The organism is Shewanella sp. MSW (assembly GCF_007636515.1).
GTDB lineage: Bacteria > Pseudomonadota > Gammaproteobacteria > Enterobacterales > Shewanellaceae > Shewanella > Shewanella indica.
Map to the genome: position 1 here is coordinate 52,586 of NZ_LVDR01000002.1, position 11,184 is coordinate 63,769.

General features: G+C 54.7%; 12 protein-coding genes. 7 read left to right on the top strand and 5 right to left on the bottom strand.

Annotated features, from left to right (window positions below):
- Nucleotides 1-6: 6 nt before the first annotated feature.
- From AYI96_RS01870 to arfB, 3 genes are all read right to left on the bottom strand, one after another.
- Complete coding sequence (locus tag AYI96_RS01870) at nt 7-387, bottom strand: acetyl-CoA carboxylase biotin carboxyl carrier protein (protein WP_144360884.1); 381 nt, start codon at nt 385-387, stop codon at nt 7-9.
- A 41-nt stretch (nt 388-428) separates the two neighbouring features.
- The gene (gene aroQ / locus AYI96_RS01875) at nt 429-872 is read right to left on the bottom strand and encodes a type II 3-dehydroquinate dehydratase (protein ID WP_039034821.1); all 444 of its coding nucleotides are present in this window, start codon (nt 870-872) and stop codon (nt 429-431) included.
- 159 nt (nt 873-1,031) lie between these two features.
- Nucleotides 1,032-1,448 carry an alternative ribosome rescue aminoacyl-tRNA hydrolase ArfB gene (arfB, locus tag AYI96_RS01880; RefSeq protein ID WP_144360885.1) on the bottom strand — a complete coding sequence of 139 codons (417 nt, stop codon included), beginning with the start codon at nt 1,446-1,448 and terminating at the stop codon, nt 1,032-1,034.
- 170 nt (nt 1,449-1,618) lie between these two features.
- On the opposite strand from arfB, the gene AYI96_RS01885 reads away from it, so the two are divergent.
- From AYI96_RS01885 to AYI96_RS01915, 7 genes are all read left to right on the top strand, one after another.
- Nucleotides 1,619-1,984: an STAS/SEC14 domain-containing protein gene (locus AYI96_RS01885; protein ID WP_025009267.1), complete on the top strand. Its 366-nt coding sequence runs from the start codon at nt 1,619-1,621 to the stop codon at nt 1,982-1,984.
- A 79-nt stretch (nt 1,985-2,063) separates the two neighbouring features.
- The gene (locus AYI96_RS01890) at nt 2,064-2,240 is read left to right on the top strand and encodes a DUF3012 domain-containing protein (RefSeq protein ID WP_039034819.1); all 177 of its coding nucleotides are present in this window, start codon (nt 2,064-2,066) and stop codon (nt 2,238-2,240) included.
- A gap of 99 nt (nt 2,241-2,339) precedes the next feature.
- The gene (locus AYI96_RS01895; RefSeq protein WP_405130434.1) at nt 2,340-2,735 is read left to right on the top strand and encodes a hypothetical protein; all 396 of its coding nucleotides are present in this window, start codon (nt 2,340-2,342) and stop codon (nt 2,733-2,735) included.
- 271 nt (nt 2,736-3,006) lie between these two features.
- A complete protein-coding gene (locus tag AYI96_RS01900; RefSeq protein WP_039034818.1) occupies nt 3,007-4,275 on the top strand; it encodes a TolC family protein in 1,269 nt (422 codons plus the stop codon).
- An 80-nt stretch (nt 4,276-4,355) separates the two neighbouring features.
- Nucleotides 4,356-5,414: an efflux RND transporter periplasmic adaptor subunit gene (locus AYI96_RS01905; protein WP_224866486.1), complete on the top strand. Its 1,059-nt coding sequence runs from the start codon at nt 4,356-4,358 to the stop codon at nt 5,412-5,414.
- Between the two features lie 10 nt (nt 5,415-5,424).
- Nucleotides 5,425-8,631 (top strand): efflux RND transporter permease subunit, encoded by a 3,207-nt coding sequence (locus tag AYI96_RS01910; protein WP_039034817.1) that lies wholly within the window; start codon nt 5,425-5,427, stop codon nt 8,629-8,631.
- Nucleotides 8,632-8,804: 173 nt separating this feature from the next.
- Nucleotides 8,805-9,728, top strand: a complete 924-nt coding sequence (locus AYI96_RS01915) for a cation diffusion facilitator family transporter (protein WP_082014308.1) — start codon at nt 8,805-8,807, stop codon at nt 9,726-9,728.
- A gap of 1 nt (nt 9,729) precedes the next feature.
- Here the strand turns inward: AYI96_RS01915 and AYI96_RS01920 are convergent, their stop codons facing one another.
- Together AYI96_RS01920 and AYI96_RS01925 are read right to left on the bottom strand one after the other, a co-directional pair.
- A complete protein-coding gene (locus AYI96_RS01920) occupies nt 9,730-10,311 on the bottom strand; it encodes a TetR/AcrR family transcriptional regulator (protein ID WP_143078327.1) in 582 nt (193 codons plus the stop codon).
- Between the two features lie 73 nt (nt 10,312-10,384).
- Nucleotides 10,385-10,936 carry a carboxymuconolactone decarboxylase family protein gene (locus AYI96_RS01925; RefSeq protein WP_052248157.1) on the bottom strand — a complete coding sequence of 184 codons (552 nt, stop codon included), beginning with the start codon at nt 10,934-10,936 and terminating at the stop codon, nt 10,385-10,387.
- Nucleotides 10,937-11,184 lie beyond the last annotated feature (248 nt).

Genomic DNA, 11,184 nt, shown 5'->3' on the forward strand with positions numbered 1-11,184 from the left:
GAGAGTTTAATCGAGCACAAACAGGGTTTGCTGTAGCCCTACCGCTTCACCGTTTTCTGCCAGTATGGCTTTCACCGTGCCGCTCTGTTCTGCCTTGACCGGATTGAGGGATTTCATGGTTTGCACATAGCCCAGTACTGTGCCCGGCTCAACTTCTGTGCCCAATTCCACCAAGGGGACGCCATGGTTGCCGGCGCTGCGTAAAAAGGTGCCGGCGACAGGCGCCAACACTTGCACGCTGTCATTACCAATACTGAAACAGGCTTGGGGTTGTTGTGGGCCAAAACGGCGGATACGCACGGCTTCCTGGCCTTCAGTGATTTCCAGCTCATTGATGCCGGATTCCTGCACCAATTCGATCAGTTTTTTGATTTTACGTATGTCCATCGTCATTCTCAGTACTAAAGGGTGACAGGACCTTCCTTTGCTCAGCCTTGTTTGAGCGCCTCTATGGCGGCTTCCAGGGCAAATTCATAACCCTTTGGCCCCAGTCCCACTATCACTCCTTTGGCCTTGTCGGAAAAGAAGGAATGATGGCGAAACGGCTCCCTGGCATGCACATTGGAAAGGTGCACTTCAATGAAAGGAATGGCGACCCCCAGCAGGGCATCTCTGAGTGCCACGCTGGTGTGGGTAAAGGCGGCCGGGTTGATGATCACAAAACCGGCATCTGTGTTGTGGATAGCTTCTATGAGCTGGTATTCGGCATTGGACTGAATATGCTCCAGTTTTACTCCGGCGGCAAGCGCCTTGTCCTGCAATCCCTGCACCAGTTGCTCCAGCGTCCGCTGGCCGTAATGTTCCGGCTCTCTGCGACCAAGCAGGTTGAGATTGGGGCCATTCACCAAGAGTATTTTTGCCTGACTGCTCATATTGTTTTCCTTGCCTTAAGGGAGAGTTCGCACCTGAATTTGTGCCTCCCTGATTTCAGCAAAAGCTGTCGAATTTGTCGACCAATAGCCGCACAATCGCTGCACATTCCTTTCAGTTGCCAGCAATTATTGTCTATTCCGGCGGCAAGACTGGTCTTATCAGAAGCGGATCTTATTCTGCCGCAGCGATTTCACTTCACCGCGTTGCTTTTTGCTGTCGACCCGGCGCCTTTGGCTGGCGCGGGTGGCCTTGGTGGGAATACGTTTCTTGGTTACTTCGCCGACCGAAGCAACCAGTTCGATAAACTGTTGTAAGGCTGTCTGGCGGTTGGCGTCCTGGCTGCGGCTCTGTTGGCATTTGATAATGATCTTGCCGCTTTGAGTAATGCGGTGATCTGTCTTGGTCAGCAGCTTTTCCTTGTAGAAGTCCGGCAGCGATGAGGCCTTGATGTCGAAGATGAGTAGCGCCGCCGTGGAGACTTTATTCAGGTGCTGGCCTCCGGCACCACTGGAACGGACAAATTGCCATTCGATTTCATTTTCTGAAACTTGGACACGGTTTGAGATCTTTATCATGGCAAAATAATTGTTTTTTGAGGCAGTCGCTATATTACCATCCCATGGAAGCGTTTACTTCCTCCATAGTGCGGAGAGTCTTGTAAGACTAAACTTCCTGTACGGGATAACCCATAGTCATCAGATACCGTGCCATAAGCCGGTATCGAAGGTTCAATGGAGCTTTGCTTATGTTGTGTCAAATTCCGGATATTGCCAAAGGCGTGATCAGCTTGTTTGCCAGTGGCCGTATCACTGCCGAGGATTACCGCACATATCTGCGTCCCGCCATCAAGAGTTACCGCCAGGAGTGGGGCCAGGTCTGTCTCTACATAGAGGCAGATGTATTGTTGGAAGGCTGGGAGATGGCCTCCCTCTCGGGAGCCGGTGAAGTGCAACTGCCTCCATTTGATGCCTTGGTGTTTGTCGGTGGCCCGGATTGGGTCGGCAATGCGGTGCGTCTGCTGGGGCCCTTTGTCAGCGCTGAACTGGCTTGGTATCCGCTGGAACATAAAGACGAGGCTATTCGTTGGATAGCCAAACGTTCGGCCTGCTAGTTGTCAAAACCGCCTATAGGGTAAAGCCGGTTATTCTGCTATTCTGTGGCGATTAAGTAACTCAGATAAGGAAATTTCGATGTCATTATCCAAAATTTTTGCTGCATCTTTGGCGCTGGCTTTTGCCGCCGGATTGAGTGCTTGTGCCCCTGAAGTGGGCAGCGAAGCTTGGTGTAAGCAGATGGATGAAAAGCCCAAGGGTGATTGGAGCGCCAATGAAGCGGCCGATTACGCCAAACATTGTGTGTTTAAATAACTGAACTTTATCTTGGCCTGTAGGTCTATTTGGGCACGGGCCATTTTTTACCCTTAACCGGAATTATCCTTGACTGTATTTGTCCGCAAACTGACTCATATGCTTATCGCCTTGGTGGTGCTGCAATTTTGCGCCGCTAATCTTGGCGCGCATCAGTTGCATCTGGGCAATCCGGCCGAGGAAGAGAGTAACCATCCTCATCTCAAGTTTGTCACCGAAGTCACAGTGATCAGCCAGTGTATCGATTGTACCTGTGAGTCAGAGACTTCATCCGGGATGGAGGTTTCCCGAGTGACTCACAGTCATCTGCATTCTCATACTGAGTCCCAACAGTTTGATCTCTGCCTCGACTGTCAATGTCATGGTGGTCACCTGTCTTTGCCGGTGACTCTGGCTCAGAGCCTGACTCCCTTGATGCACGCAAGGCCCCAGAGTCTGGAGCCCGCTTTCCAACCCTATTTCTCCACCCCAGATTACCGCCCCCCAATAGCTTGATTAACTGATTTCAGTGTTTGTGGTGCCCAGGCATGGTTTGCCTGTATTCCATGGCGCTTGTCTTGAGCTGTCTGTAGTCAGAGCCTTTAACCGCTTTATTTCAACAGCTTGAATCATCTCATGCGCTTTGGCTGATATAGCCGCAGCATTCTGATCAGTATTCGACTCAACACACAAAACGTTAACCATTGACTTTAGATTTAACTCTAAGGTTTAACCTTTGGTCACACGATTTCATCGTGGCCATATAGGTCTTTCCCAAGGAAAGTTTATGTTGAAATTTATAGTCTCCATGAGTCTATTTGGGCTGGGAACACTAGTCTCGCAACCGGCGTTTGCCGCCGAGAAGCCGGATACTTCCTATCTTGTTGGTGGCACCGAGTCCGAAGTGTCATTGGCTTGGCTTGAGCAGCTGATGCGGCAGATGACGACTTTACCCGAGTTTCAGGCGCAGGAAGCCAGACTCCGTGAGGCCCAATATCTGGCAAAGGGCGCCGATCGCGCCATCTACAACCCCGAGTTGGGCTTGAGTTATCAAAATGCACCGGAAGATGACACCTACAACCTGTCTCTCAGCCAAACCATTGACTGGGGTGATAAGCGCGCCGCAGCCAGTGCATTGGCGCTCACACAGTTGATGTTGCTGAAGAGTGATATCGCTATTGAACGTTCCCGCTTGTATGCCGAGGTATTGCAGGCCCTGGTCGATCAGAGTCTGGCCAAGAAGAAGCTGATGTTTGTGCGGGCTCAGAATAATTATGGTGAGCAGCAGTTGCAGATAGCCAGGCAAAGAGCCGAAGTCGGTGATTTGTCCCAGGCAGAATTGAATCTGATGGAGTTGGAACAGGCCAGTGCCATCAGTGATCTGGCTTTGGCCCAGAAAGCGTTGCTGGATGCCGATACCCGTATTCTGGCGCGTTTTGGCCGGGCAGAGCTGCCCTTTGGCAGCTTCGCCGACCGGCTAGAGTTGCCCGCGACCGAGGCGCCCGTGCCGGCACTGAATAGTGCCGGGTTGCAACTTGAGTTGGCGCGGCTGCAAGTCAATCAAGCCAAGGCTCAAGCAGCGGCTGACCCCAATATCAGCCTTAGTGCCGAGAGAGAAGGTTCAGATAACAAGTTGGGGATTGGGGTATCTGTGCCACTGCAACTGCGTAACGACTACAGCGAGTCGATCAAGGCGGCTATGGAGGCGGTTACCGCCGCCAGCGCCCAGTTCCAAAGCATTGAGATGGCACTTAAACAACAGCAACAGCAGTTTAGCTACAGCTTACCCAGATTAAAACAGAGCTGGCTTGACTGGCAACAGCAGGCTTTGGTGGCCGGTCGCAAGGCGGCCGAGCTTTTGGGGCAACGCTGGCGCAGCGGCGATCTTAGCACCAGCGACTATTTGACCAGTCGGCGGCAATTGGCCAGCAGTTTTCAGGCCGGTCTCGAACTGGAAGCCGCCCTCTATCAAAGTTGGCTCGAGTGGATGGGCGCTTCGGGGCAACTGCCCGGCGCACTGCCGAAAATAGCCGTATCCCAGGAGAATGCCCAATGATAGCCCCATACACACTAAGGTACCGGACAATGAACAAGACTTTACAATACCCACGGCTACAGGCCGCTTTACTGGCGCTGATGTTGGGGCTGTCCAGCCCTTTGACTGTCGCCGCCGAAGATGGACATGAAGATGAGCATCAGGCGCTGCAGCTCTCAAGTGAACAACGCCAACTGGCTGGCATTCAGATCCAAGAGGTCAGCGTCGGTGGCTTTAGCCTCAATGCTGTTGCCAACGCCACCTTACTGGTGGATCGCGAGCGTACTGTGGTGCTGACGCCGCAGCTGGAAGTACGGGTGTTGGAACGGCATGTGGTGCCGGGGCAAGAGGTAAAGGCGGGGGATCCTTTGCTGACCTTGGGTGGTGCCGCGGTGGCCCAGGCTCAGGCCGATTATATCAATGCCGCTGCCGAGTGGAGCCGGGTTAGCCGCATGAGTGAGAGCGCCGTCAGTGCCAGTCGTAGGTTGCAGACTCAGGTCGATGCCAGTCTGAAACGCGCCATTCTCAAGTCATTGCAGATGACGGATCAACAGATAAAGGCACTGGAAAGCCGGCCCCAGGAGATAGGTCAATATCAGTTGTTGGCGCCCATTGATGGCCGGGTGCAGCAGGATGAGGCGCGCCTCGGGCAGTTGCTCGGCGCCGGTAGCCAACTGTTGCAGCTAACCGATGAGCGCTCGCTGTGGGTGGCCGCCGAGCTGACTCCTGCGCAGGCCGAAGGCTTGGGTGAAGGTAGTGAGACTCTGGTGCGGATTGGCGATCGCAGTGTCAGTGCCAGCGTGATAGGCCGCTCCCATGAGTTGTCCAGTGTGACCCGTACCGAGCGGGTGCTGGCGCGGTTGGATAACACTCAGGTGCGTTGGCATGCAGGTCAGTTTGCCGAACTGTTTTTGCCCGATCCCCGCGGTGAAGGTGTGATGTTGCCGGATGCGGCATTGAGCCGGAGTGGCGATGGCGACTGGCAGGTGTTTATCGAAGATGATGACGGTTTCGAGGCCAAAGAGGTGCAACTGCTGGCCAGTGAACGCGGCATGAACCTGGTATCCGGCATAGAGCCTGGAACTCGGGTTGTTACCGCCGGAGCCTTCTTCCTGGCATCCGAGCTGGCCAAGTCTGGCTTCGACATCCACAACCATTGAGGAAAGCACTATGCTGCAATCGTTAATAGATTGGGCTATCCGCAACCGCTTTCTGGTGTTGCTGGCCTTGATTGTTGTTTTGGTGGTGGGGGTGTTTGCCCTGCCAAAGCTTAATCTGGATGCCTTTCCCGATGTGACCAATGTGCAAGTCACTGTCAATACCGAAGCCGAGGGACTGGCGGCCGAAGAGGTGGAAAAACTCATCTCTTATCCGGTGGAGTCCAGCATGTACTCACTGCCTGCGGTGACAGAAGTTCGTTCACTCTCCCGCACCGGACTTTCCATAGTGACTGTGGTGTTTGAGGAAGGCACAGATATCTACTTTGCTCGTCAGCAGGTGTTTGAACAGCTGGCCACCGCCAAGGAGATGATCCCGGATGGAGTCGGGGTGCCGGAAATCGGCCCCAACACCTCGGGTCTTGGGCAGATTTATCAGTACATTCTGCGAGCCGAACCGGACAGTAATATCGGCGCCGATGAGCTGCGTAGTCTCAATGACTATCTGGTGAAGCTGTTGCTGATGCCGGTTGGTGGCGTGACCGATGTGCTCTCTTTCGGTGGCGAAGTGCGTCAGTATCAGGTCAGGGTCGATCCCAATAGGCTGCTGGCTTACGGTTTGTCTATGTCACAGCTGGAGCAGGCGCTGAATGCCAACAACCGCAATGCCGGCGGCTGGTTTATGCCCAACGGTCAGGAGCAACTCGTGGTGCGTGGTTATGGTTTGTTGCCTGCGGGTCAGGCCGGGCTGGACGCCATAGGCCGCATTCCGGTGAGCGAATACCAGGGCACGCCGGTCACAGTTGCTGACTTGGCGGAAGTGGGCTTTGGCAGTGAAATCCGGGTCGGCGCCGTCACCATGACCCGTCGGGACGACAATGGAGAAGCCAAGGCCTTGGGCGAAGTGGTTGCCGGGGTAGTGCTCAAAAGAATGGGCGCCAACACCAAGGCGACTATCGATGATATCGCCGAGCGCGAGCAGTTGATCAGCCAGGCGCTGCCCGAGGGGGTGACCTTCGAGGTGTTCTACGATCAGGCTGACTTGGTAACCAAGGCGGTGACCACAGTGCGTGATGCCCTGTTATTGGCCTTTGTGTTTATCGTGGTGATCCTGGCACTGTTCCTGGTCAACGTACGGGCCACCTTGCTGGTATTGCTGTCAATTCCAGTCTCCATTTTGTTGGCATTGCTGGTGATGAGCTATCTGGGAATGTCGGCCAACCTGATGTCGCTCGGTGGTTTGGCGATCGCCATAGGTATGCTGGTGGATGGTTCTGTGGTGATGGTGGAGAACATCTTCAAACATCTGAGTGAGCCGGATAGGCGCCACCAAGACCAGGCGCGGCAGCGCAGCGATGGCGAGGAAGCCCCTTACCATGGCGAAGAAGACCAACACAGAGGCTCGATTGCCATGCGGGTATGGCAGGCCGCCAAAGAGGTGTGCAGCCCGGTGTTCTTTGCCACGGCGATCATCATAGTGGTGTTTGCGCCACTGTTTGCCCTGCAAGGGGTGGAAGGCAAGCTGTTTCAGCCGATGGCGGTGAGTATCATTCTTGCGATGATCTCGGCGCTGCTGGTGGCATTGCTGGTGGTGCCGGCACTGGCCGTTTATCTGTTCCGCAAGGGGGTGACTTTCCGGCAAAGCCCAGTATTGGCACCGCTTGAGCGGGTCTACCGCCCGCTGCTGCAAAAGGTGTTGACCTCGCCTGGCAAGGTGGGCCTGGTGGCGGTAGTCATGCTGGGCATGAGCCTGTCGCTGTTGCCAAGGTTGGGTACGGAATTTGTACCTGAACTGGAAGAGGGCACCATCAACTTGCGGGTCACCTTGGCACCCACCGCGAGCCTGGAGACCTCTCTGGATGTGGCGCCCAAACTTGAGGCCCTGCTGCTGGAGTTCCCTGAGGTGGAGTATGCCCTGTCACGCATAGGGGCACCTGAGCTGGGCGGTGACCCTGAGCCGGTGAGCAATATTGAAATCTATATCGGTCTCAAACCTTTGGATGAGTGGACTTCGGCCGAAAACCGTGCCGAACTGCAACGCTTGATGGAGCAGAAACTCAGTGTCTTCCCCGGATTATTGCTGACCTTTTCCCAGCCGATCGCTACCCGGGTTGATGAACTCCTGTCCGGGGTTAAGGCGCAGTTGGCCATCAAGCTGTTTGGCCCGGATCTCGATGTGCTGGCGGAAAAAGGCGAGCAACTGTCGAAATTGGTGGCCCAGGTGCCCGGCGCCGTGGATGTGTCTCTTGAGCAGATCACCGGCGAGGCGCAATTGGTGGTGCGGCCCAACAACGCGATGCTGGGACGTTACGGCATCAGCGTCGATGAGGTGATGTCGCTGGTGAGCACAGGCATAGGCGGCAGCAGCGCCGGCCAGGTTATCGACGGCAACGCCCGTTACGATATCAACCTGCGTCTGGCCAGCCGTTTCCGCCAGAGCCCGGATGCGATAGCCGATCTGCGTCTGGTAGCTGCCAATGGGGCGCAGGTGCGTTTGGGCGAAGTGGCCGATGTCAGCATAGAGATGGCGCCGCCCAATATCCGCCGTGACGATGTGCAGCGTCGAGTCGTGGTGCAGGCCAACGTCTCCGGCCGGGATATGGGTTCCGTGGTGCAGGATATCTACAACCTGGTGCCCGAAGCCCAACTGCCGCCGGGCTATACCGTGATGGTGGGCGGCCAATATGAGAACCAGCAGCGGGCCCAACAAAGGCTGAGTATGGTGGTGCCCATCTCTGTGGCACTGATCGCCTTGCTGCTTTACTTCTCCTTTGGCTCCATCAAGCAGGTGGCGCTGATCATGGCCAATGTGCCACTGGCGTTGATTGGCGGCGTGTTGGCGCTCTGGCTCAGCGGTACCTATCTATCTGTGCCCAGCTCCATCGGCTTTATCACTCTGTTTGGGGTGGCGGTGCTCAATGGGGTGGTGCTGGTGGATTCAATCAACCAGAGGCGCAACAGCGGCGAGTCGTTGGAACAGGCGGTGTTTGAAGGCACGGTCGGCCGACTGCGCCCTGTGTTGATGACGGCACTGACTTCGGCGCTGGGGCTGATCCCCATTTTGATGTCAACCGGTGCCGGCAGTGAGATCCAAAAGCCGCTGGCCGTGGTGGTGATAGGCGGCCTGCTGAGCTCAACCGCATTGACTCTCTTGGTATTGCCAACCCTGTATCGAGCCCTGTACCTCAAGAGCGACAAGGAGCTGGAAACCTTGGAATAACAGCTGATTTACTCCGATAGAGAAGCATTGTACAGATTGGAGCGTGACGCCCTAAAGTGGAAGATGAGAGCCGCTTTGGGTTATGGCCGGACTGCCTACCTGGCCTGCGTCTAAGGCCTGCCGCTTTGCGGTAGGCCTGGGCAGGGATGCCCCCTTTTATAGGGAAACATGCTATGCAAAAATCTTCTCAAGAATGGCAGGCACTGGCGTTGGAGAATACGGGGCACTTCCACCAAGATAACCCGGATCATGGCGGTCGTCTGGGATTGGCGGTGATCATCAATATGTTACTCACTCTGGCGCAGTTGTTTGGTGGTATTTGGGCTGGTAGTTTGTCATTGATTGCCGATGCTCTGCATAACTTCGGTGATGCCATAGCAATCTTGATAGCTTTAATTGCCCGTAAATTAAGTCGGAAAACCAGTCACCCAGGGATGAGCTACGGCTATAAACGCGCCGAAGTGCTGGGCACCTTTATCAATGCGGCAATCTTATCGTTGGTAGGTGTGTACCTTGTCTATGAGGCTCTGCAGCGTTTCTGGAACCCGCAATGGAGTCAGCAGGCTGTGGACGGTTTGCTGATGTTTTGGCTGGCTGCCCTGGCTTTGATTATCTATATTGGCACTGCTATGTTGACTTATGGTGTCGGGGCCAAGGACAAGATGAATATCCGCGCAGCCTTTGTTTATAATGTATCGGATGCCATGGCATCAGTGGCTGTGTTGGTAGCCAGCGGGCTGATTATCCTTTACCAATGGTATTGGGTCGATCTCTTGGTCACTGTATTGATCTCTGTTTACGTGATCCACCATGGCGCACTGCTATTGGCGGAGTCCGGGCGTATTCTGATGCAGCAGGCTCCGGCTGACTTGGCCCCGGAACTGTTGCAGGAGCAGTTGGCCGCCAGACCTGAAGTGGTCAGAGTCGAGTCGATGCACCTGTGGCGTTTGGATGAGAAGCAAAACGTGTTGACCGCGGTGGTCTACCTGGAGCCAGGGTTGGACAGTGCATCGCCCTTGGCGCAGCAGCGGCTCAGATGTTGGTTGAGCCGGCGCACTCAGGGGGCAGAGATAACGCTTGAATGCAGGTTTGCCTGAATCAGCAATCGTCGGCGCCGAGCATGCGTTGCAGTAATTGGCTTAGCCTGGTTATTGTTTCTTGTGGTGTGGCATGGCCGCAGGCTACGGCATTGGCGACTTCATTGATGGCACCATGGATGGCCCAGTACAGCAGTTTACTTTGTGGCGCCGGCAACTGGATGTAATCGGCAAAGAGTTCGCTGTAGAAATCGGTGAAGAAGTCGCGAATATCTGTAGTGATGTTCTGATACTCAGGATAGCCGCGCAGCGCCGCAACTATCGCCTCATACTCGGGGCCGCAGCGTACGGCGCAGTCCAGATAGGCGCAGCAGACCAAAGTGCAAAGCTCTGCCAGCGAGGTTTTTTGCTCCGCTTCGGCTTGTTTCACCGCCTCGACAAATTGACTGTCGTAGTGGCGGTACATCTGTGCCAACAATCCTTGTCGGGTGGCGAAGTGACGATAGGTCAAAGGCTTGGTTACTCCGGCTCTTTGAGCCAGGGTGTTCAAGGTCAGCGCATCGGTACCGGCTTCGCGGACAATCTCACAGGCAACTTCGAGCAACTGTTCCCGGCGCTGATCTTTGAGCATTCTCTTCTTCACGTATCCCCCACAGATAGCTGATTGAATTTAAATTGAAAAAGCGGCAATGCATAGCATTGTCGCTTCTCTTTTGTTACTCAGTATAGGGTTGCAGTGGAACCTTTGGAAAGTCGATTTTTGGCTGCACTGTGTTGTTAACCCAGTTGCTGAAGTTATTCAGACCACTCCAGGCGCAGACTTGCATCACCTTGGCCTCACTGAACCCGGCATCCAAACAGGCCGTTAGCAATGAGTCCGGCAGTTTGCCTCTGTGTTGCAGCAGTGCCAGGGCAACATCCAGCAGCAGTTGATCTTCGCTGTTATCGGCCTTGCCTTGCTGCGCCTTGATGCAGGCGTCGGGGCTGAGTCCGGCACGTTTTCCGGAAAAGCTATGGCCGCTGACACAGTATTCGCAGCCGTTATAGTTGGCAACCGCCAGGGAGATCATCTCCCGCTGGGCCAGGCTCAGCAAACTGTGCTCTTCCAGATTGGCCTCAAACTCCAGATAGCCCTTCATGACCGCGCCATCTATGCCCAGGGCTGAATAGAAGTTGGGGATCACTCCGTAGCGAGCCTTGATCTCCTGCAATATGGGTTTGGCCAGTTCATCGGCATTGTCCAGAGTGCACTTGGTTAACCTTTCCACACTAAAACTCCTGTTGCTGTTATTGGCCGTTTACGGCTTAAGCGCAACGGCAAAAATACCAAGCTGTGCCGGTCGGCTGCTTTGCCTGTCCTCGAAACGGATGCCCTTGAAACGGATACCCATGAAACGACAGCCACTAACGCTTGGTTGACTAAGTTACTTATGGTAACAAGCGTAAAGTTACCATTAGTAACTTTTGTTTGCAATCTCCAGCCAGCATGTTTTTCAAACAAGGTTTGAGACATCGA